We start from the raw sequence: 23698 nt of genomic DNA, 5'->3' as shown, positions 1-23698 counted from the left end.
TCATTTTGTGCTGCCCTTCAGGGCCTCTTCGCGAGCAAGCCCGCTCCCACATGGGTCTTGTGTACACCAAGCCAATGTGGGAGCGGGCTTGCCCGCGAAGAGGCCAGTTCAGCCCAGGCAGGACTTGAAATCAAAGATACTTATCCGTCACAGCCCCCTCCGAGGCACTGGACACCGTCTTCGCATACTTCGCCAGCACCCCGCGCTTGTACTTCGATTCCGGCCGCACCCAACGGGTTTTGCGCCTGGCCAATTCAGCATCCGGCACATCCACCGTAATCTGCCGGGTTTCGGCATCGATGGTGATCCTGTCGCCATCCTCGATCAACGCGATTGGCCCGCCCTCAAAGGCTTCCGGCGTGATATGCCCCACCACGAACCCATGGGAGCCACCGGAAAAGCGGCCGTCGGTGATCAGCGCCACGTCTTTGCCCAGGCCCTTGCCCATCACCGCCGAGGTCGGCGAGAGCATTTCGCGCATGCCCGGCCCGCCCTTGGGTCCTTCGTAGCGAATCACGATCACATCGCCCGCTTTCACTTCGCCGTTGAGAATGCCGGCCAGCGCGCCTTCCTCGCCGTGGTAAACCCGCGCCGTGCCTTCAAAGCGCAGGCCCTCCTTGCCGGTGATCTTGGCCACCGCGCCGGTAGGCGAGAGATTGCCGCGCAGGATCACCAGGTGCGAGTCCTTCTTGATCGGCTGGTCGAAGGGCAGGATCACGTCCTGGCCGACGGGGTAGTCGGGCACGTTTTCCAGGTTCTCCGCGAGGGTCTTGCCGGTGACGGTCATGACGTCGCCGTGCAGCATGCCGGCGGCGAGCATGCGCTTCATCAAGGGCTGGATGCCGCCAATCGCGACCAGTTCGCTCATCATGTATTTGCCGCTGGGGCGCAGGTCGGCCACCACCGGTGACACCTTGCCCAGCTCGACGAAGTCATCCAGGGTGAGGTCGACATCCACCGCGTGGGCCATGGCCAGCAGATGCAGCACGGCATTGGTGGAGCCGGCGAGGGCAATCACCACGCGGATCGCGTTTTCGAAGGCCTTGCGGGTCATGATGTCCCGCGGTTTGAGATCGAGCTTGAGCAGCTCCATGACCTGCTGCCCGGCGCGGAAACTGTCCGAAGCCTTGTCGCTGCCCACGGCATCCTGGGAGCTGGAACCGGGCAGGCTCATGCCCAGCGCTTCGATGGCCGACGCCATGGTGTTGGCCGTGTACATACCGCCGCAGGAGCCAGGGCCGGGGATTGCCACTTCCTCGATCTGCTTGACCTGGATCTCGCTGATGTCGCCGCGCGCATGCTGGCCCACGGCTTCGAACACGGAAATGATGTCAGTGTGGCCGGCCCCCGGGCGGATGGTGCCGCCGTAAACGAAGATTGACGGTCGATTGAGTCGCGCCATGCCGATCAGGCAGCCCGGCATGTTTTTGTCGCAACCGCCTACGGTCACCAGCCCGTCGAAGCCTTCGCAACCGGCCACCGTCTCGATGGAATCGGCAATCACCTCCCGCGATACCAGTGAATACTTCATGCCTTCGGTGCCGTTGGCGATGCCGTCGGAAATAGTGATGGTGTTGAAAATCACCCCCTTGGCACCGGCGGCATTCGCGCCTTTTTCGGCTTCGATCGCCAGCTTGTCGATGTGCATGTTGCACGGCGTGACCATCGCCCAGGTCGAAGCGATGCCGATCTGCGGCTTGGTGAAGTCGTCGTCGGTAAAGCCCACGGCACGCAGCATGGACCGGGCCGGTGCGGCTTCGACGCCATCGACCACTTCTGAGGAATACTTGCGCAGATCGTCTTTATCGCTCATGGCTTGCCCTCATACGTTGATCCGGAAACCTGAATCAGTATAGAGCGCCAGGCGCGGCTGCCCGGACTATCCGGTCGTGAACAGACGCGCGGGTTTGCCATGTCGTGATATTCTTCGCCCCAACTTGGTTTGACCTATTCAGTTTGCGTGTCCTCCAGATGCGCCAACGGAATCACTGTCGCTCAAGTAGCTGAAGCCAAAAAAGATAAGAAGTCAGTTCAGTAGGGACATATAACTTGGGGTCGATGCAGTCAGTCGGCCTTGTGTGCCCACCCGGCGATCCTTATGTGCAAGCCCCGCGACAGCCAGCCTGTCTGTCGCCAACACGGGGCCTGGTACGGGGATGGCGGGGCGGATGGCGTTTTATCATAGGTGCTACAGATGTTTAAGAAAGTGAACACAGCCCTGCTGGGGTTGGCGTTGTCGTTGGGGATTACGACAGCCCAGGCGGAAGAAGCCAAGAAAGTCGATGTGCTGCTCATTGGCGGCGGCATCATGAGCGCGACCCTCGGTGTGTGGCTCAATGAGCTGGAACCCGGCACTTCGATGCAGATGATCGAGCGCCTCGACGGCGTCGCCCTGGAAAGCTCCAACGGCTGGAACAACGCCGGTACCGGCCACTCCGCGCTGGCCGAGCTGAACTACACCCCGGAAGACGAGAACGGCAAGGTTTCGATCCCGAAGGCCGTTGAAATCAACGAAGCCTTCCAGATCTCCCGTCAGTTCTGGGCCTGGCAGGTTCGCCAGGGCGTGCTGAAGAACCCGCGTTCGTTCATCAATGCCACACCGCACATGAGCTTTGTGTGGGGTGACGACAACATCAAGTTCCTGAAAAAGCGCTACGAAGCCCTGCAAGCGAGCCCGCTGTTCGCCGGTATGCAGTACTCCGAAGACCCGGCTGTGATCAAGAAGTGGGTTCCGCTGATGATGGAAGGGCGTGACCCGAACCAGAAAATAGCGGCCACCTGGAGCCCGCTCGGCACCGACATGAACTTCGGCGAAATCACTCGCCAGTTCGTGGCTCACCTGCAAACCACGCCGAAATTCGACTTGAAACTGTCCAGCGAAGTGCAGGACATCACCAGGAACGCAGACGGCAGCTGGCGCGTCAGCTACAAAAACCTCAAAGACGGCAGCAAAACCGAAACCGACGCCAAGTTCGTGTTCATCGGCGCCGGCGGCGGTGCCCTGCACCTGCTGCAGAAGTCCGGCATTCCTGAAGCCCGGGAATACGCAGGCTTCCCGGTGGGTGGCTCGTTCCTCGTGACCGAAAACCCAAGCATTGCCGAGCAACACCTGGCTAAGGCCTACGGCAAAGCCTCGGTTGGCGCACCGCCGATGTCGGTTCCACACCTGGACACCCGCGTGCTGGATGGCAAGCGCGTGATCCTGTTTGGCCCATTCGCCACCTTCAGCACCAAGTTCCTGAAGGAAGGTTCGTATCTGGACCTGCTGACCACCACCACCACGCACAACGTGTGGCCGATGACCAAGGTCGGCATCAAGGAATACCCGCTGGTGGAGTACCTTGCCGGTCAGCTGATGCTGTCTGACGAAGACCGCCTCAACGCCCTGAAGGAATACTTCCCGAACGCCAAGGCCGAAGACTGGCGCCTGTGGCAAGCAGGCCAGCGCGTGCAGATCATCAAGCGTGACGAAGCCGCCGGTGGCGTGCTGAAGCTGGGCACCGAAATCGTCGCTTCGGCGGACGGTTCGATTGCCGGTCTGCTGGGCGCATCCCCAGGCGCATCGACTGCTGCACCGATCATGCTGACCGTGATCCAGAAAGTGTTCAAAGACAAGGTCGCAACCCCGGCCTGGCAGGAAAAACTGCACCAGATCGTGCCGAGCTATGGCACCCAGCTCAACAGCGATCCGGTGAAAGTGGCAGAAGAGTGGGCCTACACCTCCAAGGTCCTGGAACTGCCTGCGCCGCCGGTAGTTGGTCAGGTGGCTGTTCCGGCTGTTCCGGCTGAAAAGGCCAAGCCTGTGAAAGAGAGTGCTGCGACTGATATGGCGCTGTAATCCGGTTGTCCCGCCATCGCGGCTGGACTGACTGAACCGTAGAAAAGGAAGCCCGTTGAACCGGTGAGGTCAGCGGGCTTTTTCGTTGGTGGGATATTTGGTTTTTCATGAGCTCACCGGTAACGGTGGGAGCTGGCTTGTCGGCGAAGGCGATACCTGATCCCTTGTGGGAGCGAGCCTGCTCGCGAAGGCTTTGTGTCAGGCGACATCGTTTTTGATGGAGTACATATCCATTCCTGCGGTAACGGCCACTGGCGGTTTCGCCCTTACGGCGACTCACTTTTTTTCAAACGCCAAAAAAAGTAAGCAAAAAAGGCTCGCCCTGAGCGTCCGGCCCCTCGCTTAGGCTCGGCGTTCCTTCGCTCCGGCATTCATCCGGGGGCATCGCCCTCCGGTTGGCTTCGCTGGCACCTGCATGCAATGGGTTCGACTGCGTCGAACGGCGCTGCGCGCCAGTCCCCGGATGAACACCTCCACTCAGCCTCCCGAGGGGCGGGCAGATCAAAAGCAAGCGAGGCGAGCTGACACTCGACCTGCTTTGACAGGTGCACCCCATTCCCTGTGAGAGCTGGCTTGTCGGGTCGCCGCATCGCAGCGAAGGCGGCCTGGCAGCCGACCAGATTCTCGCGGGTTTACCCAATCGAACTGTGGGAGCGAGCCTGCTCGCGAAGGCTTTGTGTCAGGCGACATCGTTTTTGATGGAGTACATTTCCATTCCTGCGGTAACGGCCACTGGCGGTTTCGCCCTTACGGCGACTCACTTTTTTTCAAACGCCAAAAAAAGTAAGCAAAAAAGGCTCGCCCTGAGCGTCCGGCCCCTCGCTTAGGCTCGGCGTTCCTTCGCTCCGGCATTCATCCGGGGGCATCGCCCTCCGGTTGGCTTCGCTGGCACCTGCATGCAATGGGTTCGACTGCGTCGAACGGCGCTGCGCGCCAGTCCCCGGATGAACACCTCCACTCAGCCTCCCGAGGGGCGGGCAGATCAAAAGCAAGCGAGGCGAGCTGACACTCGACCTGTCTGCTGTTCGCATTCCCCTGTGGGAGCGCGGCTTGCCCGCGATGACGGTCTGACAGCCGACCAATCCAGAATGTTCTCAATCTTTGTGGGAGCGAGCCTGCTCGCGAAGGCTGTGTCTCAGGCGACCCGACAAGCCAGCTCCCACAGGGAATCGGGTACATCCGCGGGTTTTTTCATGCTCAGCTCCCATCTGATCCGTATTTTCCAGCGCTTTCTGCCTCTGTAATGCACTCAGTTTGCCCCGCACAATAACGGCCAGTTCAGCTGCTTTTGCAGCGGTGCACCGCAAACTCAACGTGTAGGGGGCCTCATGGGCAAGATGGCGATTTTTCTGGGTGGCTTTCTGGTGGTGACTATTTTGATTGGTGTGCTGGCGACGATTTCGCCGGTGTGAGTGATTGAAAGCTGGCTATATTGACCCGTATTGATTTCGCCTTCGTGCACTCACTGCTTGAGGTCAGCATGCCTTTAACACTTTTGCTGCGTTGCAACGATCTGGACAGCACTCGCCAGTATTACCACGATGTTTTGGACTTCACGGTCATCGAGTCGGCGCAGTCGACACTCATCGTGACGCGAGAGGATTGCCGGATTACGTTCACTGAGCAGAACCTGTGGAACAGTCCCGTTGCGTGTTCGGGCACGATCTATTGTGCGATCAAACAGGTGGATCGCTACTTCGACTTTGTGAAGGGCAAGGCCGACATTGCATGGCCGCTGCAGGACATGCCGTATGGATCGCGAGAGTTTGGGGTGCGTGATTGCAATGGTTATTTTCTTGCGTTTGCGCAGCTTGCGGCGGTTGGCCAGGAAGACGTGTCTCCGTAGTCTGGTTCTTTACGAAAGGCCTGCCAAACACCACAGGTCAATGCTTTTGGACGATCTGGATCAGGTTGCCGCAGGTGTCGTCGAACACAGCAGTGGTCACCGGTCCCATGGCTGTCGGCGGTTGGGTAAAGCGGACCCCGGCGGCACAGAGCCGGGCGTACTCGGCCTGGATGTCTTCGACCCCGAAGGACGTGAAGGGTATACCGTCCTGTTTCACCGCTGATTTGAACGGTTTCGCCGCCGGATGGGCGTCGGGTTCCAGCAGCAGTTCAACCCCGTCGGGATCGCCGGGTGAGGTGAGGGTCAGCCAGCGAAACGCGCCCATCGGGATGTCATGCTTGAGTTCAAAACCGAGTACGTCCCGGTAGAAGGCCAGCGCCCTGGCCTGGTCGTCGACCATTACACTGGTTATCACGATCTTCATGGGGCTGTTCTCCCGGGTGAAACGGCTGCAATGACTGCCGTCCAAGATAATAGTGTGCTTGTCCCATGTCACCGGATGATGTGTTCACGCACCATAAAACGCGGCTATCCCCATGAGCGCGAAAAAACAGACCAGTTGAACGCAATAGAAGGCAAACCGAACCGCCACGAACCTGTCGGTTTGCACATGGGATACGTGGACCAGAGACTGGCACACGCGAGCGATCAGAACGATTACGGATAAAAGGTTCACTGCCAGGCTGTCGATACCGAGGGCTGAAATCACGAACACGATGGCGCCGAAGACTGGCAGGTTTTCCACGCAGTTCGCGTGCGCTCTTGTTCCGCGTCGATACCAATCCTCGCCTTCGGGCTGATCGCTTCGGAAAGAGCCAATCGGAACATTCGAGAACAGGATTCTGACCCAGCGATACACCCCGACAGTTGCCACCAACAACAGCAAAGTCCAGGCCGCAAATCCAAGCAACATCCACATCGGTATCGTCATGGCTGCCTTCCTCGATCAATTCATGATGGGGGCCAGTGCGGTCTGAATCCTCGACATCTGTGCGGGGGTTGTCATGCCCGCAAGCAGCCGGCCGAAGTGTGGATGCTGCACACCCGAGATGATGTATTGCCAGCGGTAGGCACCCAGCACGCAGGCTCTGATTTGCGCTGCCTCATCGACCCCGAACGACGGTGAAACATTGCGCATGAAGTAGTCGGCATCGGATGCCGCTTGGGTTTGCAGAATCGTGTCGACGGCGGCCACCAGCGCGATCAGATCATTCACGGCCTGGTCGCGCTCGGCGGGCGAGCATTTCGCGTGCTCCGCCTTCCACTCCAGTTCATCGATGACGACGTGCCGACTTTCATCCTTCCAGTGAAACTTGAAGACATCCTTGAAGAGGGGGCACAAGTCCTCGCGCGGGGCGATGCTTTGCGAGTAGTGCGTCTGCACAAACAGCTCGATGTGACAGGTCAGCGCCAGCACCGACCAGGTACTGCCCGCCAGCACAGCGCGCGCCACATCGTTTGGATCGGCAACTTGACGGTATCCCGCTGGCAGCTGTGCAGCCATCATTGTTTCCATGCGCCGGAACAGCTCTTGATGCTTGATCTCGTCGTTGGAAAAGCGCACCAGCGCTTCGAGCGCGAGCTGATCGTCAAACACATGGGCCCGACCCTGATCGAGCATTTTGGCACTGATAAAACGCTCGACCAGGCCAAAGATGTACGCATAAGTGCGGCCCTGGATCTGGCTGAGCAAGCGCGCCTCGTCTGTGGTGAGAAAAGTCAGGCGGTCGACCCGCGATAGTCCGTCGGGCAGGAATTTGCGCGTGAAATCGAAGCTGCGGTCCTGTAGCAAATCGCGATCGATCTGCCATTCCGCTTTTTTCGATGATCTGACAAGTTGAGCATAACGGGCGGCGTTGCCCGAATCTGAGCCGGGTATGTTGACGACGGTGTTCATGTCGATCTCCTGCTTCCCTGGTCGAGTTGGGATTACGGTTGACGTCGGAGCCAGTGACTCTGAATGAACCATCCGGGGATCGTCTCGATCACTGAGTCCGCGTTGGTGCTAATCTAGGCCTCGCCGTTCAGGCGGCGAATGCCCGGGACGCCTGATTACATGCTCCGGACTCCGGAAAGGAGGGCTGGCCAGTGTTGGATGCGCTTTCTGATGTCTTGCGTGTGATCCGGCTGTCTGGAGGGGTCTTTCTCGAGGCGGAATTCACGGCACCCTGGTGCATCAGCGGAAGACTCTCTGCGGACGATTGCAAACCGTTCCTGGCGGCGCCTCGACATGTCATTGCCTCGCATTTTGTCGCGGCCGGGCACATGCGATTACGAATCGACGGTGGCGCTACCCTGGACGTGGGGGCAGGCGAACTCATTCTGCTTCCTCACAATGACGCCCATTCCTTTGGCAGCGACCTGAGCATTGCGCCCATGTCGGCGCGTGAAGTCATTCAGCCGCCAGAAGCCGGCGGCATTTCACGAATCAAATATGGCGGGGGCGGCGAGGCGACGCAGCTGTTGTGCGGATTCCTCGGCTCAGAAACACCTTTCAGTCCGTTGCTTTCGTCGCTGCCATCCTTATTGAAACTGAACGTACGCGCGACGGCTTCGGGCCCCTGGATTGAAAGCTCATTCCGTTTCGCCGTCAGTGAGATCGCAGCGGGACGCGTCGGTTCGGCAACGATCATCGCCAAGCTGTCCGAATTGCTGTTCGTCGAAGCTGTCATCCAGTATGTCGCCAGCCTCCCCGATGAACGGCGCGGGTGGCTGGCGGGTTTGCGCGATCCGCATATCGGGCGCGCCTTGGCACTGCTCCATGCTCGTCCAACCGAGAACTGGACGGCAGAAGCCCTGGCACTGGAAGTGGGCCTGTCGCGCTCGGTGTTCGCGGAGCGATTCACGGCATTGGTCGGGCAGCCACCGATGCAATACCTGACGCTCTGGCGTATGCACGTGGCGGCCCAACACCTGCGCGAAGGTCGCGGCAACGTGGCGCAAATCGGCTTTGCGGTGGGCTACGAATCCGAAGCCGCGTTCAGTCGCGCATTCAAGCGGCAGTTCGGCGCATCGCCTGGCACTTGGCGTAGACAATCAGGGTGACAGCGTCTTATCCGTGCCGTGCTGTTTTTGATGTGATTGGGGGACCTTGAAGGTCAGCTCAACACACTGGCCTTTCTTTGCACCACCTTGAAACTCAATTGCACGGAGGTTCCCTGTTGTTCGTGGTGGGTCAGGCCGGCTTCTCCGCCAAAAATTTCCATGATCTGTTTCACCATGATCAGCCCGATGCTCAACCTGCCTTGCCGCGTGGTGTAGAACGATTTGAACGCGAAAACCAACGCAGGAGATTGGGCTGCCTGGTGGGCGCAATCGAGTCGCTCGCTCCCGACTGCAGGCGCTTGAGCAATGTTGTTATGGCCTGCATGGGGAGGGGCCCTTTGTGTGCTGCTTGTCCCGATGTAGCAGCGTGCACCACTCACCGAAGCCTAGATGATTACCGGTGAAATCGTGCATTTTGCTTGAACGAAATGGGTTCGAGATGATATCTCCCCCTCACCACGCAACACTCAACAACCATCCCGCGACACCGCTGCCAATGACGACCAGCCAGGGTGGGAGTTTCCAGAACATCAGCGCCACCCATGCGACAAGAGCCAGGCCGACGTCTTGCGCCTGCAAAATGGCACTCGTCCAGACAGGCCGATAGAGCGCGGCCAACAGCAGACCGACCACCGCCGCATTCACGCCGACCAGCGCAGCCTGCGCGCGCAGGCTTTGGCGTAACCGTTCCCAGAAGGGCAAGGCGCCCATGATCAACAGAAAGGACGGGGCGAAAATCGCCAGCAGGCAGAGGAGGCCACCGATCCAGCCGGACGGGGCGTGGTTCATCGATGCACCAAGGAACGCCGCGAACGTGAACAACGGACCTGGCACAGCCTGCGCGGCGCCATACCCTGCCAGGAAGACCTCATTGTTGACCCAGCCGGAGGGCACGACCTCGGCTTGCAGCAATGGCAGAACCACGTGACCGCCACCGAAGACCAGCGATCCGGAGCGGTAGAAAGCATCTGTCATGGCCAGGGTTTGATTGGGCAGCAACTGGGTCAAGAGCGGCAGACCCGCCAGCAATACGAAAAACAGTGACAGCCAGATGGCTCCCGCCCGATGGCTGATGGTGATCGGGAGCGGATCGTGCCCGTCACGCGGCTTGGGTTTGAACAGCACAAGACCGGCAACGCCGGCGGCGACAATCACGCTGACCTGGCCCCAGGCGGACGGTTCAAGCAGGGCGATGCAAGCCGCAATGGTCATGAGGGTGACGCTCGTCACGCCCGTGCACAGGTTTCGTGCCATGCCCCACACCGCTTGGGCGACCACGGCGACGGCCACCACTTTGAGGCCGTGCAGAGCGCCGGACGGGATGACGCTGCCGTAGTGGGCAATGCCCAGTGCAAACAAGATCAAAATAACCGCCGAAGGCAGCGTGAAACCGGCCCAGGCCGCCAGCGCGCCGCCGTAACCCGCCCGGGACAAGCCCAGTGCGATACCGACCTGGCTGCTCGCCGGCCCCGGCAGGAATTGGCACAGCGCTACCAGATCCGCATAACTGCGGTCGCTCAGCCAGTTGCGTCGCGTGACGAACTCATCGCGGAAATAACCCAGATGCGCGATGGGCCCACCGAAGGAGGTCAATCCCAGGCGCAGAAAAATCAGAAACACCGACCAGGCGCTGCGGTGTTCGCCCTGAGGGTTGGCCATGGAGTCGCTTCCCTGTTCAAACAACAATGGATCGAGATATTAATCGACCGAAGACGCTTTAACTTATATGCGAAAAACCATATATTCGGCAAATCGCATATGAAATGAGATTTCAAGATGACCAGCAGCGTCCTTGAGAACGCCATCACTGACTCTCTGACACCGATCACTGTTTTCAAATGCCTGGCTGACGACACTCGGGTGCGCACGATGCTGCTCATCACCCGCGAAGGAGAGCTGTGTGTTTGCGAGTTGACCTGCGCCTTGAACCAGAGTCAGCCAAAAATTTCCAGGCACCTGGCACAACTGCGAACGTGTGGGCTGTTGGCGGATCGTCGGCAAGGCCAATGGGTCTATTACCGATTGCACCCCAACATGCCTGATTGGGTTCATCAGCTGCTGAGCACCGTGCTCGAAAGCAACCAGCATTGGTTAGGTCCTGATGCCAAACGCCTCGCTGAGATGGGCGACCGTCCTGAACGGTCGCTCGCCTGCTGTTAAAGCAGGATCCCTTGATTTCGCCTTGGACCACAAGAACGCCGCTGCACAGGACAAAGACCATGTTTGATGACCCTCTCCCCCTACTCGAAACCGAACTGGTCGATCTTCCATCGACAGACAAACTCGGCATCGAAATGACCTCCATCCACAAACCGCGCATTTTGCTTCTGTACGGATCGACCCGTGAGCGCTCTTTCAGCCGTCTGCTGGTCGAGGAAGCCGCTCGACTGCTGGAGCACTTCGGCGCCGAGGCGCGGGTTTTCAATCCGTCGGGTTTACCGCTGCCAGATGACGCTCCTGACGATCATCCACGCGTGAAGGAACTGCGCGACTTGGTGTTGTGGTCCGAGGGTCAGGTCTGGTGCTCTCCAGAGCGTCATGGCGCCATGAGCGCCGTCTTCAAGGCGCAGATCGACTGGGTACCACTGGCCATGGGCGCCGTCCGCCCCACCCAGGGCAAAACCCTGGCCGTCATGCAGGTGTGCGGTGGTTCGCAGTCGTTCAACGTGGTCAATCAACTACGAGTGCTGGGACGCTGGATGCGCATGTTCACCATCCCCAACCAATCCTCCGTGCCGAAGGCCTATATGGAATTCGACGATAACGGCCGGATGAAACCCTCTGCGTTCTACGACCGTGTCGTTGATGTGATGGAAGAGTTGGTGAAATTCACACTGCTGCTTCGCGACCGTCAGGACTATCTGGTCGACCGTTATTCCGAGCGCAAGGAATCGGCGCAAGAACTCATGAAGCGTGTCAATCAGCGCTCCATCTGAGGATTTTTCACCTTGTCAAAACACCTCGGTTCCGACACAGAGCACAACAACATGACTATCAAAATTGGCATCAACGGTTTCGGTCGGATCGGTCGCCTCGCTCTGCGAGCGGCCTGGAACTGGCCAGAGTTTGAATTCGTGCAGATCAACGATCCGGCGGGCGATGCGGTCACCCATGCGCACCTGATCAACTTCGACTCTGTGCACGGTCGCTGGCACAACGAAGCCAGCGCGGAAAACGATCATGTGGTGATCGGCGGCAAGCGCATCAAAGTGACCGCGAACAAGGCAATTGTCGACACTGACTGGTCGGGTTGCGATCTGGTGATCGAGGCCAGCGGCAAGATGAAAACCGTGGCGGTGTTGCAGGCCTACCTGGATCAGGGCGTCAAACGTGTGGTGGTCTGCGCCCCCGTGAAGGAAAAAGGCGCGTTGAACGTCGTCATGGGCGTCAATCATCAACTGTTCAAACCGGCTGAACATCGCATCGTCACGGCGGCTTCGTGCACCACCAACTGCCTGGCGCCAGTAGTGAAGGTCATCCACGAGAAGCTGGGCATTCGCCACGGCTCGATCACCACTATCCACGACCTGACCAACACCCAAAGCATTCTCGATCAACCGCACAAGGACCTGCGCCGTGCGCGCGCTTCGGGCATGAGCCTGATTCCCACCAGCACCGGTTCGGCCACTGCTATTGCCGAAATTTTTCCGGAGCTGCGCGGGCGCTTGAATGGTCATGCGGTGCGCGTGCCGCTGGCCAACGCTTCGCTGACGGACTGTGTCTTTGAAGTCGAACGCGCCACCACGGTCGAGGAGGTCAATCAATTCCTCAAGGACGCTTCCGAGCATGAACTCAAGGACATCCTCGGTTTCGAGGAGCGCCCGCTGGTGTCCATCGATTACCGCACGGACCCGCGCTCATCGATCATCGATGCGTTGTCGACCATGGTGGTCAACGGTACCCAGGTCAAACTCTATGCCTGGTACGACAACGAATGGGGCTATGCCAACCGCACCGTCGAACTGGCCAGAATGGTCGCAGGGGCAGTCTGAGGAGCGGTCATGACAGCGTTGCCAGCCCTCGCGCCGTCAGTGCGCCAGTACCTGCTCGTCACGGGCAACTACTGGGCCTTTACCCTCACCGACGGCGCCTTGCGCATGTTGGTGGTATTGCACTTTCACGGGCTGGGCTACAGCCCGCTGCAAATTGCGGCGCTGTTTCTGTTCTACGAATTCTTTGGTGTGATTACCAATCTGCTGGGTGGCTACCTTGGGGCCCGGTTGGGGTTGAACCGGACCATGAACATCGGGTTGGGCATGCAGGTCGCGGCGTTGCTGATGCTGACGGTTCCCGTCGCCTGGCTAACCATCCCCTGGGTGATGGGCGCTCAGGCGCTGTCGGGGATTGCCAAAGACCTGAACAAGATGAGCGCCAAAAGCTCCATCAAGCTTCTGGTTCCTGAAGGGCAGCAGGGCACGCTTTACCGGTGGGTGGCGATCCTCACGGGGTCAAAGAACGCACTCAAGGGGGTCGGCTTCTTTCTCGGTGGGGCCTTGCTGGCGTTGATCGGTTTCAGGGGGGCGTTGCTGGTGATGGCCGGTGTCCTGGCGCTGATCTGGATCAGCAGCCTGATCCTGCTGAAGAAAGACCTGGGCAAGGCCAAGGCCAAGCCCAGATTTCGCGACATCCTGTCCAAGAGTCGGGCGATCAATGTCCTTTCTGCGGCACGGATGTTCCTGTTCGGTGCCCGTGATGTCTGGTTCGTGGTGGCCTTGCCGGTGTACCTCAGCAGCGTCTTCGGCTGGGACTTCTGGGAGGTCGGCGGCTTTCTGGCGGCCTGGGTGATTGGCTACGGTATCGTTCAGTCTTTTGCGCCCAACATCACCGGAAAGAAACGAGGGCACGTCCCCGACGGCCGTTCGGCATTTCTGTGGGCACTGGCACTGGCGGGCGTGCCGGCGGCCATTGCCCTTGGGCTGGACAGCGAATCGTCACAGCACATGGTATTGCTGGGCGGGTTGATGATCTTTGGTGCGCTGTTCGCGGTGAATTCGTCGCTGCACAGCTACCTCATCGTGTCCTACGCCAAGGAAGACGGCGTCTCGCTGGACGTGGGTTTTTACTACATGTCGAACGCCTTGGGGCGACTGATCGGGACCGTGCTTTCCGGCGGGGTTTATCAGGTCTATGGGCTGGGGCCGTGTTTATGGATCTCCAGCGCATTCGTGTTGCTTGCAGCGTTGATCTCCATTGCATTGCCCCGTCACGCCATGCACTGATCCAGAGTCGGGGCATTCGGTAGCGGTTGCTCAGGGCAGGGTCATTGTCATCAGGTAGTTCCCGGACCGAACCGGTGCGCCAGTGCCGTCCACCAACGTGTAGCGCTGATCGTAATAGCGAGCTTGACCGCTGTCGGCGAGCAGCTTGACCGTGACCTGGGCGGGAGCACTGTGTGGGTCAATGTTGCGCACATTGATAACCGTGGCTCGGCCTAGCGCAGGGCAGGTGTTCAGCTCGACGGTGGCCTGAGTACTCAGGCCGGAACTGCAACTGCCTTCGACGATGGCGCCGTCGAACCGGATCGTGCCCGGGGCGGCGAGTGTGGCCGCCCAACATGCACCGCTCAGTGTGAAAACAACGCTGATGGCGACAGGCAGATGCTTGATCTTCATGGCTCACGCTCCTTTGTAATGTAAGGACTACGTCGTCACTCATGGCGGGAACTTGAGGCCTCGGGATGCCCGGCACACTGGCGGGTTTCCTGATGAGCTGAAGTTTTTACCCTTGAGTCACTGGCAAACACTACTCTTTGAAGGCTACAAGTCCCGCGACCCCTGGGTCTTTCCTGGAGTCTAGCCAACAATGGAAGCCAACCGATTCGCAGACATTACCGCGTTTGTCGGGGCCGTGAAGAGCGGAAGCTTTACTGCGGCAGCGGCCTCACTCGGCTTGACCCGATCCGCGGTGGGTAAAAGCATCGTTCGCCTGGAGGTGCGGATGGGCACACGGCTGCTCAATCGCACGACGCGCAAACTGAGCCTGACGGACGAGGGGCAGGTTGCGTATGAACGCTGGCGGCAGATACTCGAGGACCTTGATGAGGTGGACGCGACCATGGCTTTGCGCCGTGGGCGGCCGACCGGCACCTTTAAACTCACGGCCCCGTTGTCCTTTGGTCAGCGTCATGTCCTGCCGATCCTTGATGTTTATTTGAAGCAGTGGCCTGAGTTGCGCGCGGACGTGTGGTTTACCGATCGCTTTGTCGATCTGGTCGAAGAGGGGGTCGATGTCGCCATACGCATTGGTGTGCCCAAAGACGACTCACAATTATTGACCCGCACCGTCGGTTGGCAGCAATTCGCGACCTGTGCCTCGCCGTCCTATCTGGCCCGCTGCGGTGTACCGCAGACGCCCGCTGAATTGACGGGGCATGACACCATCGCGTTCACCAGTGGCGAGCGGACTGGCGTCTGGCGTTATCAAACACCGGCCGGCCTGCATCTGCACGAACAGCCGGGGCGGCTGAACATCGACAGTTCCGAAGCCATGCGGGAAGCGGCGCTGGCCGGTATCGGCCTGATTCATCTGCCGACCTACATTACCGGCAACGACCTGCGCGAAGGTGCGTTAGTGGAGGTGCTTAAACCCTTCCGTGCGCCGCCCGACCCCATAAGAATCGTCTACCCGAGCAAGCGGCACCTGTCCCCGCGCGTGCGCACGTTCATCGATCTGCTGGTTGAGCGTTGGGCACCCGGGGTGCCTTGGGAAACATGACGGCATTGGGGACTGTGCGGACCCGGTAACGGTCGCCGGCAGCGGTTTATCCAGGCTGTGGATTCAATGAGCATGCAGTCATCGTCACTCAACGGGACTGCCATCATGACTTTTGCCACACACGTTGCGCCGCAAGCCCAACCTGCCATCTTGCCGACCCCTCATCCTTCACTTGAGCGTCACCCTGGTTTTCAGCGGCTGTTTCAACCGCAGGCGCTCACAGTCGGGTTGATTTTGCCCCTGGAAACCCATGCCGGCCGACCCGCCCCGACCATGCGTGGTCACGTGGAAATGGCACAGCGCGCCGAAGCGCTGGGCTTTGGTGCGCTGTGGATGCGGGACATTCCTTTCTATGATCCAGGTTATGGCGATGTGGCGCAGATCTTCGAGCCGCTGGTTTATATCGGGTACCTGGCCGCCGCCACGCGCAGCATTGTCCTGGGAACCACGGGCATCGTACTGCCTACCCGCGAGCCGATGTACCTGGCCAAGCAGGCGACGTCCCTGGATCAACTCAGCGAAGGTCGGCTGGTACTCGGGCTGTCTTCGGGGGATCGATACAGTGACTACCCGATGCTGGGCATTGATTATGAAAGTCGTGGCGATCGCTACCGTGATGCCTTTTCCGTGTTTCGCACCCTGATCGAGCAGAGCTTTCCGCGGTTGCGCTCCGAGCGCTTCGGCGGTTCCCCCGCAGCCCTGGATCTGGTGCCGAAAGCGCCGTACGGACGCGTTCCCTCGATTGCTGTCGGTCAGGCCCAGCAGAGTATCGAATGGTTGGCGCAACACCTTGATGGCTATCTGGCCGGCGTGCAGAGCCCGGAGCGGTTGGCGTCATTGAGTGAGAGCTGGCACGGCCTGGTGCAAGAGGCCGAGGGCCGGAACGCCTTCAAACCGTTGGGGCTGGGCGGGTATCTCGACCTCAGCGACAACCCGGACCAGCCATTCCAGCGCATCCAGGGTGGCTTCCGGGCGGGGCGCAACGGTCTGCGCAATTACCTGGAGCAAGCGCAAGCGGCCGGTGTCTCGCATATTGCGCTCAACCCCAAGGTCAGCCGTCAACCCTATGGCGAAATCCTCGAAGAACTCGGCGAATACGTCCTGCCGCACTTCCCGTCACATGCGTGAAATCGCGGATGACTGCCTGCAAACAGCCCATCAACCTGCCTGCAGCGGTTCTTGCCTGGCCAGGGTCCGATCGACCAGTCGCATGCTGTCGCGTCCGCCCCGCTTGGATTCATAGAGTGCCGCGTCGCCTTGCTCGATCAAGGCCGCCAGGCTGGTGGGGGGATGGTCGTAGAGGTTGGCGCCGATGCTGAGGGTCACCGCTTCGGGGGTGGCGAATGCCTGAGAGGCGGTGGTATGGAATTGGTCACGCAGGGTGTTGCCCAGTTCCACGACGCGTTCGCTCGAAGCGTGACTGAGCAAGATGACGAACTCGTCACCACCCAGCCGGGCCGCGAGCGCGCCTTCGGGCAGTACCGAACGGATCATCTCGCTCAGCGTCACGAGCAGTCGGTCCCCCGCAGTGTGGCCGTACAAGTCGTTGACCAGTTTGAAGTTGTCGATGTCGATCAGCAGCAAGGCACCCGGTCGGACGGTCGAGACTTGCGCCAACAGGCGCGGTGCCCGCACTTCCAGGGCGCGGCGGTTGTACAGGGCGGTCAATGGATCCCGCTCGGCCAACTGTGAGATGCGTTTCTCCCGCTGATAGCGCTCGGTGCCGGTCATCGACAGGGCGATCAACATGATCGCCATCACGCCCTCGACCAGCGAAATCTGAATGATTTCGCCACGCAAGGAGGCCAGATCGATGAGGGTGCCCGGTACCACTGCCGTCAGTGCCTTGATGACATAGAAAAGGCCGTGGACCAACATCACGTAACGCAGTTGTACCGCCCCCACGCTCAGCGACTTGCCATGGGGGCGCAGCAGAAAGCTGGCCCTGAGCGACAGCAGGGCGACGAGCAGCGAATTGGCCACCAGCATGATCTTCGACCAGGAGGGCTCGTCCGGCAGTAACAGCAGCGCAAGCCAGGATACGAAAACCAGGTACCAGGCGCGGGACAGGCGCTTTTTCGTGAAGCGCGCAACGCCCAGCAGGAAAAACCAGTGGGCCACCACCAGCAGGCCATTGGCGAACCAGATGCCGATCAGCAGCAGGCCGCTCATGCGCAGCAAGGCCAGTGTCGAGCCCACTGTAATCGTCGCAAAGCCGGTGCTCCAGAACAGCAGCGAAGGTTCACGAATGCTGCGCCACTCGATCGCCAGGTACAGCGCCGCGGCGGCTGCGAGGGCGGTGGAGATTGCCAGCATTGTGGGTGGGTCGAGCGCCATGTCTTTACTGCCTGTCTGATTCTGGGTGAAAAGGCAGGATTGTAGCGTTTGGACGGCTTTTTCGCTGACGGCGTCGTCGGGCACCCCCAAACCCCGGTTTTTCGCTGAAAGGACAATACATCCGCCGGAAAACCCGGATAATGGCGGCCAATTTGTTAGCTCGCTATTCTGGTAATCCCGCATGGAAATCAAGGTCAACTTTCTCGACAACCTTCGACTTGAAGCCAAGTTCGATGACTTCACCGTGGTGGCCGATCAACCAATCCGCTACAAGGGCGATGGTTCGGCACCGGGTCCATTCGACTACTTTCTGGCTTCGTCGGCCTTGTGTGCGGCCTACTTTGTGAAGTTGTACTGCGAAACCCGCAACATCCCCACGGATAACATCCGCCTGTCGCAGAACAATATTGTTGATCCGGAAAACCGCTACAACCAGATTTTCAAGATCCAGGTCGAGTTGCCGGCGGATATCTCCGACAAGGACCGCCAAGGCATTTTGCGCTCCATTGACCGTTGTACGGTGAAGAAGGTGGTGCAAGCCGGACCTGAGTTTGTGATCGAGGAAGTGGAAAATCTCGATGCCGATGCCCAGGCGCTGCTGATGCCCCATTCGGTGTCGGAGGCGGGCACTTACATCGTGGGCAAGGACCTGCCGCTGGAGCAGACCATCGCCAATATGTCGGGCATTCTGGCCGGCCTGGGCATGAAGATTGAAATCGCTTCGTGGCGCAATATCGTGCCCAATGTCTGGTCGCTGCACATCCGCGATGCACACTCGCCGATGTGTTTCACCAACGGCAAGGGCGCGACCAAGGAAGCCGCGCTGGCGTCGGCACTGGGCGAATTTATCGAGCGACTCAATTGCAATTTCTTCTACAACGATCAGTTCTGGGGCGAAGAGATCGCCAATGCACCGTTCGTGCATTATCCGGACGAGCGTTGGTTCCAGCCCGGCCGTAAAGATGAATTGCCGGCTGAGATTCTCGATGCGTATTGCCTCAAGATCTACAACCGCGATGGCGAGCTGCGCGGCTCGCATCTGTTCGATACCAACTCCGGCAACGAAGAGCGCGGCATTGTTTCGCTGCCGTTCGTACGCCAGTCGGATGGCGAGGTGGTGTACTTCCCGTCCAACCTGATCGAAAACCTGTACCTCAGCAATGGCATGAGTGCCGGCAACACGCTGGCCGAAGCCCAGGTGCAATGCCTGTCGGAAATCTTCGAGCGCGCGGTGAAACGCGAAATCATCGAAGGTGAATTCGCACTGCCGGATGTGCCCGCTGAAGTGCTGGCGAAATACCCCGATATCCTGGCCGGTATCCAGGCACTGGAAGCCCAGGGTTTTCCGGTGCTGGTGAAGGATGCGTCCCTGGGCGGTGAGTTCCCGGTGATGTGCGTCACCTTGATGAACCCGCGTACCGGCGGCGTGTTTGCCTCGTTCGGCGCGCACCCAAGCCTTGAAGTCGCGCTGGAACGCAGCCTGACGGAACTGCTGCAAGGCCGCAGTTTCGAAGGTCTCAACGATTTGCCTCAGCCCACCTTCGAAGGCCATGCAGTCACCGAGCCGAATAACTTCGTCGAGCACTTTATCGACTCCAGCGGTGTGGTGTCGTGGCGCTTCTTCAGCTCCCGGTCGGATTACGAATTTGTGGAGTGGGACTTCTCGGGGCAGGGTGAAAACTCCAACGCCGAGGAAGCCGCGACCTTGTTCGGCATTCTCGAAAACATGGGCAAGGAAGTGTACATGGCGGTGTACGAGCATATCGGCGCAACCGCCTGCCGCATCCTGGTACCGGACTACTCCGAGATTTACCCGATCGACGATCTGATCTGGGATAACACCAACAAAGCGTTGTTCTTCCGTGCCGATATCCTGAATCTGCACAGCCTGGATGAGAACGGACTCAAGTCCCTGGTCGAACGCCTGGTGGAAAGCGAGCTGGATGATTACACCGACATCACCACCTTGATCGGCATCGAATTCGACGACAATACCGCCTGGGGTCAGCTGACGATCCTGGAGCTGAAGTTGTTGATCTGGCTCGCCTTGCAGCAATACGAAGAGGCGAAAGAGGCGGTGGAGATGTTCCTGCAGTACAACGACAACACGGTCGAGCGCGGGCTGTTTTACCAGGCCGTGAATGGGGTGTTGGAGATGGAGCTGGACGAGGACCTGGAACTGGCGGACTACGAAGCCAATTTCCGCCGCATGTTTGGCAACGAACGTATGGATGCCGCGATCGGTTCGGTGAACGGCAGCGTGCGTTTCTTCGGCTTGACGCCGACAAGCATGAAACTGGAAGGGCTCGACAGGCACCTGCGCCTGATCGACAGTTATAAAAAACTGCACACGGCACGGGCCAATGTGGCGGCTTTATCCCGTTGAAACAGCGCTAACAAAAAAAGCACCTCAGGTGCTTTTTTTGTGTTTGGCGGCCGGTCTTTTGTCTTGATTCATCCGCAGGCCGAGTAGGGTGCTGTGCGGTGGTTCGTCGGCAGACCTGTCGGTCAATCAACCGCGACTCATGATTTCTCTCAGGCCACGGCGTTCACACTTGCGGCTTTTTCTTGCGTCGGGATGTCGTGCAGGGAAATCCTTGAGGTCTCCGGTAATGCCAGGCCACCTGCCAGCGCCAGCAACGCGATCGCGATCAGATAGAACGCCGGCGACAGGTTGCTGCCGGTGGTGCTGATCAGCCAGGTAGCCACCAGCGGCGCGGTGCCGCCGAAGAGGGTGTACGCCATGTTGTAGGTGATGGCGGACGCGGTGTATCGAGTCCGGGTGGGGAAAGTTTCCGAGAGCAAGGCCGCAGTCACCACGCCACACAACACGGCGCCAATCGCCAGGAGCATAACGCCGATGATGGACGCTGCGAACGAGCCGGAACTGGCCATCAGGAACGATGGATACACGGCCACGATCAATAGCGCGCAAGCGGTCATCACCGTCATTCGACGCCCCACCCGGTCCGAATACAGGCCTGCCAATGGACAAATCGCGGCGGCAAACAGCAATGCGATCAGCGACACCAGTAATGCGGTGGCTCGACTCAGACCGCCAGCCACTTGCAGGTAGGTGGCGAAATAGGTAGTGAACATATAGAACGACAACGCCGTCAGTGACACAAATGCGCCCAGGCAGCCAATTGCCGCACCATGGTTGCGCAAGGTTTCCTTGAGCGGAGAGTGTGCAACGGCATGTTCCTGAGTGACCGCCTGGAAAGCCGGTGTCTCATTCAGCTTCCAGCGCAGGTAAAGGCCAACCAGACCCAGTGGCGCAGCAATCAGGAACGGCAGGCGCCAACCCCAGCTGCCCATCGCTTCGGTTGATAATGATGCCTCAAGGGCGTAGGCCACCACGGCTGCCGCGGCGAAGGCGGAAAATGTCGACACTGGAATGAAACTGCCATACCAGGCCCGTCTATCATTCGGCGCATGCTCCATAAGGTAGGCACAGGCGCCTGCGTATTCTCCACCGGCGGAAAACCCTTGAGCGCAACGGATCAGGGATAGCAGGATCGGGGCGGTGACGCCGATGGCGGCGTAAGTCGGCAAAAGGCCGATCAAGGTCGTGGCACCGGCCATCAGCAGAATCGTCATCGCGAGGGTCCGTTTACGGCCGATCCTGTCACCCAGCATGCCAAAGAAAATCCCGCCAAGAGGCCGGAACGCGAAGGCTACGGCGAACACCGCAAAGGTTTTGAGCAAGGCGGCACTGGGATCGCCACTGGGGAAAAATTGTTGGGCGATGGTCGTGGCCAAAAAGCCATACACGGCGAAGTCGAACCACTCGACGAAATTGCCGATGGCGGCCGCGACAATCACTTTTTTCAGGGTATTCGGGCTGACCTGCTGTGTCGTTGCGCTCGTCATGCTGGACCTCGACATTCCGTGTGTGAGATTTCGATTATCGGGCCTGTCTGCGAAGCGGTTCACTTCAAAAGTGTCATCCGCATAGTCAGTACCGACTCATGTCATTGAATCAAAGCATGATCCGCGCCAAGCCGATCACGGCGCTCGTGCCCACGTAACAGATCGAACCCGAGCACGTAAGCAATGACTTCCCCGCGATACAGACGTAATCTGGCCACGCGCTTTCCACTACAAGAAAAAAACAGGAGTCATTGATGCAACCGATCCGTCTCGGTCTGGTGGGCTATGGCAAAATTGCCCGGGATCAACACGTTCCAGCGATCAATGCCAACCCGGCGTTCCAGTTGGTGTCTGTCGCCACGCAAGGGCCGCCCTGCGCCGCGGTGGAGAATTTTCATTCCCTGGGCGAGCTGCTCGAAAACGGCCCGCACGTCGATGCGATTGCGTTTTGCACACCGCCGCAAGGACGTTTTGCCCTGGTGCAACAGGCACTCGCTGCTGGCAAACACGTGTTGGTAGAAAAGCCGCCGTGCGCCACGCTGGGTGAAGCAATGGCGTTGGTGACCCAGGCTGAGGTGCAAGGCGTCAGCGGTTTGTTCGCCTGGCATTCACGCTACGCTCCCGGCATCGAAGCCGCCCGGGACTGGTTGGCCACCCGCACCCCGCGCAGCGTACAGATCGACTGGAAGGAAGACGTGCGCAAGTGGCACCCCGGCCAGGCATGGATCTGGCAACCTGGCGGCCTGGGTGTCTTCGATCCCGGCATCAATGCCTTATCGATTGCAACCCATCTGCTGAAACTGCCGCTGTTTGTCGAGTCTGCCGAGCTGCGAGTACCCGGTAACTGCCAGTCGCCGATTGCCGCTTCCGTTAAAATGTCTGACGCGCGCCACCTTGATGTCCGCGCGGAGTTCGATTTCGACCACGGTCATGAGGAGCTCTGGAGCATCGAGATACGCTGCGCCGAAGGCATCCTGCGACTGGACAACGGGGGCGCACTGTTGAGTATTGACGGCGTGCACCAAGCCGTGTCGACCGAAGGCGAGTACGCCGCGGTCTATCGACATTTTCAACAGTTGATTGGCAACAAGGCCAGCGACCTGGACCTCCAGCCGCTACGACTGGTGGCCGACAGCTTTTTTGTCGGCAGTCGGACGCTTGTTGAGCCGTTCTACGATTAGTGGCGGTCGGGCCATGCATGTCAGTCGCTTTTGGCACCCGCCAAATGGTACGCAACCAAAGCATTGGCATGACCATGGCCCATGCCATGCTCGGATTTGAGCAAGGCCACCATGTCCATATGCTTCTTGCCACTGACGGTGTTGAGTAAATTCAGCCAGTGTGAAATGGGCTGCCCGTACTTTTTCTCAATCGAGGGAAAGTACGACGCTGGCCCTTTTACTTTCTGCTCTTCGGTCATGCTGCAATCTCCATATTTTGCTTCGAAAGCAGTATAGGCGAGGTTGGCTATTTGCCATTCCTGGGACCACTTCACAGCTTAAGGGCCCAGGATTGGCAACCTGTTGCTCAGTGCCGAGCGAATGCAGGGTGGGTCATGAGAGGCGTGATTGCCCCGTCGCGCTGCCCAGGTACCCGGCTGCTGCACCGATGCGCGAGAACACCAGCCATACAAAAAGCAGCACACTGCAACCAATGAGAATCGAGGCGATGGCAATCAAGGGTTCGACTGACGGGAAGCCCTTGAGGCGCAGCGTCAGTGCGCCGAGCATTACCGGGACGCCGACGTTGTACATCCAGAATTGTGCGGCAGCCGCGCGCCCTTCGGTGATGGACGGGTGCACTGCGCAGATGAGTCCGAACAGGGCCATCGACACCCATCCCAACAGATTGATATGGGCATGTACCGCGAAGAGGGAGTGGTCGCCGGAAGCGCCCATCGCCACACCCAGCAGCACGCCAATGGCAAAGTAGAGGGCAGCGAGCCGAAACCAGGTCCGCGAACGGGGATTGTGATTCATGGCATTCACCTCATGCGCCCTGAGGCGCGCTCAGTTGCTGAAAAATGATGTGAAGTCGTCAAGCCC

Annotated in this window: 21 protein-coding genes; 11 read left to right on the top strand and 10 right to left on the bottom strand. The window is 59.4% G+C overall.

Going from position 1 to position 23698, the window contains the following annotated elements:
- Positions 1–130: 130 nt before the first annotated feature.
- On the bottom strand, positions 131–1813 hold the full coding sequence (gene ilvD, locus AC07ZE_RS17295) for a dihydroxy-acid dehydratase (protein WP_207265905.1): 1683 nt from the start codon (positions 1811–1813) through the stop codon (positions 131–133).
- A 381-nt stretch (positions 1814–2194) separates the two neighbouring features.
- On the opposite strand from ilvD, the gene mqo reads away from it, so the two are divergent.
- Together mqo and AC07ZE_RS17285 are read left to right on the top strand one after the other, a co-directional pair.
- Entirely contained in the window at positions 2195–3838 is a 1644-nt protein-coding gene (mqo, locus tag AC07ZE_RS17290) for a malate dehydrogenase (quinone) (protein ID WP_207265904.1), read from the top strand.
- Positions 3839–5270: 1432 nt separating this feature from the next.
- A complete protein-coding gene (locus tag AC07ZE_RS17285) occupies positions 5271–5684 on the top strand; it encodes a VOC family protein (protein ID WP_259331963.1) in 414 nt (137 codons plus the stop codon).
- Between the two features lie 37 nt (positions 5685–5721).
- Here AC07ZE_RS17285 and AC07ZE_RS17280 read toward each other — a convergent pair whose 3' ends face one another.
- From AC07ZE_RS17280 to AC07ZE_RS17270, 3 genes are all read right to left on the bottom strand, one after another.
- Positions 5722–6108: a VOC family protein gene (locus AC07ZE_RS17280; RefSeq protein ID WP_207265903.1), complete on the bottom strand. Its 387-nt coding sequence runs from the start codon at positions 6106–6108 to the stop codon at positions 5722–5724.
- 84 nt (positions 6109–6192) lie between these two features.
- Positions 6193–6615, bottom strand: a complete 423-nt coding sequence (locus AC07ZE_RS17275; RefSeq protein WP_207265902.1) for an MAPEG family protein — start codon at positions 6613–6615, stop codon at positions 6193–6195.
- 15 nt (positions 6616–6630) lie between these two features.
- Positions 6631–7581, bottom strand: a complete 951-nt coding sequence (locus AC07ZE_RS17270) for a diiron oxygenase (protein ID WP_207265901.1) — start codon at positions 7579–7581, stop codon at positions 6631–6633.
- Between the two features lie 191 nt (positions 7582–7772).
- Between AC07ZE_RS17270 and AC07ZE_RS17265 the strand changes: the two genes are divergently transcribed.
- Complete coding sequence (locus tag AC07ZE_RS17265) at positions 7773–8729, top strand: AraC family transcriptional regulator (RefSeq protein ID WP_207265900.1); 957 nt, start codon at positions 7773–7775, stop codon at positions 8727–8729.
- Positions 8730–9182: 453 nt separating this feature from the next.
- Here AC07ZE_RS17265 and chrA read toward each other — a convergent pair whose 3' ends face one another.
- Entirely contained in the window at positions 9183–10388 is a 1206-nt protein-coding gene (chrA, locus tag AC07ZE_RS17260) for a chromate efflux transporter (protein WP_207265899.1), read from the bottom strand.
- A gap of 144 nt (positions 10389–10532) precedes the next feature.
- Here chrA and AC07ZE_RS17255 point away from each other — a divergent pair, with 144 nt between their 5' ends.
- The 4 genes from AC07ZE_RS17255 to arsJ are packed head-to-tail and all read left to right on the top strand — an operon-like array spanning position 10533 to position 13948.
- Positions 10533–10889: a metalloregulator ArsR/SmtB family transcription factor gene (locus tag AC07ZE_RS17255; protein WP_207267838.1), complete on the top strand. Its 357-nt coding sequence runs from the start codon at positions 10533–10535 to the stop codon at positions 10887–10889.
- A gap of 59 nt (positions 10890–10948) precedes the next feature.
- Complete coding sequence (arsH, locus tag AC07ZE_RS17250; RefSeq protein ID WP_207265898.1) at positions 10949–11665, top strand: arsenical resistance protein ArsH; 717 nt, start codon at positions 10949–10951, stop codon at positions 11663–11665.
- A 51-nt stretch (positions 11666–11716) separates the two neighbouring features.
- A complete protein-coding gene (locus tag AC07ZE_RS17245; RefSeq protein WP_207265897.1) occupies positions 11717–12721 on the top strand; it encodes an ArsJ-associated glyceraldehyde-3-phosphate dehydrogenase in 1005 nt (334 codons plus the stop codon).
- Between the two features lie 9 nt (positions 12722–12730).
- Positions 12731–13948, top strand: a complete 1218-nt coding sequence (gene arsJ, locus AC07ZE_RS17240; RefSeq protein ID WP_207265896.1) for an organoarsenical effux MFS transporter ArsJ — start codon at positions 12731–12733, stop codon at positions 13946–13948.
- A gap of 30 nt (positions 13949–13978) precedes the next feature.
- Here the strand turns inward: arsJ and AC07ZE_RS17235 are convergent, their stop codons facing one another.
- Complete coding sequence (locus AC07ZE_RS17235; protein WP_207265895.1) at positions 13979–14341, bottom strand: type 1 fimbrial protein; 363 nt, start codon at positions 14339–14341, stop codon at positions 13979–13981.
- Between the two features lie 190 nt (positions 14342–14531).
- Between AC07ZE_RS17235 and AC07ZE_RS17230 the strand changes: the two genes are divergently transcribed.
- Both AC07ZE_RS17230 and AC07ZE_RS17225 read left to right on the top strand, forming a co-directional pair.
- Positions 14532–15443 (top strand): LysR family transcriptional regulator, encoded by a 912-nt coding sequence (locus AC07ZE_RS17230; protein ID WP_207265894.1) that lies wholly within the window; start codon positions 14532–14534, stop codon positions 15441–15443.
- Between the two features lie 105 nt (positions 15444–15548).
- On the top strand, positions 15549–16571 hold the full coding sequence (locus tag AC07ZE_RS17225; RefSeq protein ID WP_207265893.1) for an LLM class oxidoreductase: 1023 nt from the start codon (positions 15549–15551) through the stop codon (positions 16569–16571).
- A gap of 30 nt (positions 16572–16601) precedes the next feature.
- Here AC07ZE_RS17225 and AC07ZE_RS17220 read toward each other — a convergent pair whose 3' ends face one another.
- Positions 16602–17780 carry a GGDEF domain-containing protein gene (locus AC07ZE_RS17220; protein ID WP_207265892.1) on the bottom strand — a complete coding sequence of 393 codons (1179 nt, stop codon included), beginning with the start codon at positions 17778–17780 and terminating at the stop codon, positions 16602–16604.
- A 181-nt stretch (positions 17781–17961) separates the two neighbouring features.
- Here AC07ZE_RS17220 and AC07ZE_RS17215 point away from each other — a divergent pair, with 181 nt between their 5' ends.
- The gene (locus AC07ZE_RS17215; RefSeq protein ID WP_207265891.1) at positions 17962–20166 is read left to right on the top strand and encodes an OsmC domain/YcaO domain-containing protein; all 2205 of its coding nucleotides are present in this window, start codon (positions 17962–17964) and stop codon (positions 20164–20166) included.
- Between the two features lie 149 nt (positions 20167–20315).
- Here AC07ZE_RS17215 and AC07ZE_RS17210 read toward each other — a convergent pair whose 3' ends face one another.
- A complete protein-coding gene (locus AC07ZE_RS17210; RefSeq protein WP_207265883.1) occupies positions 20316–21653 on the bottom strand; it encodes an MFS transporter in 1338 nt (445 codons plus the stop codon).
- Between the two features lie 254 nt (positions 21654–21907).
- Here AC07ZE_RS17210 and AC07ZE_RS17205 point away from each other — a divergent pair, with 254 nt between their 5' ends.
- On the top strand, positions 21908–22834 hold the full coding sequence (locus AC07ZE_RS17205) for a Gfo/Idh/MocA family protein (protein WP_207265881.1): 927 nt from the start codon (positions 21908–21910) through the stop codon (positions 22832–22834).
- A 20-nt stretch (positions 22835–22854) separates the two neighbouring features.
- Here AC07ZE_RS17205 and AC07ZE_RS17200 read toward each other — a convergent pair whose 3' ends face one another.
- Together AC07ZE_RS17200 and AC07ZE_RS17195 are read right to left on the bottom strand one after the other, a co-directional pair.
- Positions 22855–23073 carry a DUF4287 domain-containing protein gene (locus tag AC07ZE_RS17200; RefSeq protein ID WP_207265879.1) on the bottom strand — a complete coding sequence of 73 codons (219 nt, stop codon included), beginning with the start codon at positions 23071–23073 and terminating at the stop codon, positions 22855–22857.
- Between the two features lie 133 nt (positions 23074–23206).
- On the bottom strand, positions 23207–23632 hold the full coding sequence (locus tag AC07ZE_RS17195; protein WP_207265872.1) for a DUF2871 family protein: 426 nt from the start codon (positions 23630–23632) through the stop codon (positions 23207–23209).
- Positions 23633–23698 lie beyond the last annotated feature (66 nt).

It is taken from the genome of Pseudomonas sp. GW101-3H06 (assembly GCF_059424605.1).
Note: the sequence above shows the minus strand (reverse complement) of the source record. Positions and strands in the feature narration are given on the sequence as shown.

Coding starts and splice junctions, on each gene's coding strand:
- ilvD (WP_207265905.1), bottom strand. CDS start 1,813: ATGAGCGATAAAGACGATCTGCGCAAGTATTCCTCAGAAGTGGTCGAT.
- mqo (WP_207265904.1), top strand. CDS start 2,195: ATGTTTAAGAAAGTGAACACAGCCCTGCTGGGGTTGGCGTTGTCGTTG.
- AC07ZE_RS17280 (WP_207265903.1), bottom strand. CDS start 6,108: ATGAAGATCGTGATAACCAGTGTAATGGTCGACGACCAGGCCAGGGCG.
- AC07ZE_RS17275 (WP_207265902.1), bottom strand. CDS start 6,615: ATGACGATACCGATGTGGATGTTGCTTGGATTTGCGGCCTGGACTTTG.
- AC07ZE_RS17270 (WP_207265901.1), bottom strand. CDS start 7,581: ATGAACACCGTCGTCAACATACCCGGCTCAGATTCGGGCAACGCCGCC.
- chrA (WP_207265899.1), bottom strand. CDS start 10,388: ATGGCCAACCCTCAGGGCGAACACCGCAGCGCCTGGTCGGTGTTTCTG.
- arsH (WP_207265898.1), top strand. CDS start 10,949: ATGTTTGATGACCCTCTCCCCCTACTCGAAACCGAACTGGTCGATCTT.
- AC07ZE_RS17245 (WP_207265897.1), top strand. CDS start 11,717: ATGACTATCAAAATTGGCATCAACGGTTTCGGTCGGATCGGTCGCCTC.
- arsJ (WP_207265896.1), top strand. CDS start 12,731: ATGACAGCGTTGCCAGCCCTCGCGCCGTCAGTGCGCCAGTACCTGCTC.
- AC07ZE_RS17235 (WP_207265895.1), bottom strand. CDS start 14,341: ATGAAGATCAAGCATCTGCCTGTCGCCATCAGCGTTGTTTTCACACTG.
- AC07ZE_RS17230 (WP_207265894.1), top strand. CDS start 14,532: ATGGAAGCCAACCGATTCGCAGACATTACCGCGTTTGTCGGGGCCGTG.
- AC07ZE_RS17225 (WP_207265893.1), top strand. CDS start 15,549: ATGACTTTTGCCACACACGTTGCGCCGCAAGCCCAACCTGCCATCTTG.
- AC07ZE_RS17220 (WP_207265892.1), bottom strand. CDS start 17,780: ATGGCGCTCGACCCACCCACAATGCTGGCAATCTCCACCGCCCTCGCA.
- AC07ZE_RS17215 (WP_207265891.1), top strand. CDS start 17,962: ATGGAAATCAAGGTCAACTTTCTCGACAACCTTCGACTTGAAGCCAAG.
- AC07ZE_RS17210 (WP_207265883.1), bottom strand. CDS start 21,653: ATGACGAGCGCAACGACACAGCAGGTCAGCCCGAATACCCTGAAAAAA.
- AC07ZE_RS17205 (WP_207265881.1), top strand. CDS start 21,908: ATGCAACCGATCCGTCTCGGTCTGGTGGGCTATGGCAAAATTGCCCGG.
- AC07ZE_RS17200 (WP_207265879.1), bottom strand. CDS start 23,073: ATGACCGAAGAGCAGAAAGTAAAAGGGCCAGCGTCGTACTTTCCCTCG.
- AC07ZE_RS17195 (WP_207265872.1), bottom strand. CDS start 23,632: ATGAATCACAATCCCCGTTCGCGGACCTGGTTTCGGCTCGCTGCCCTC.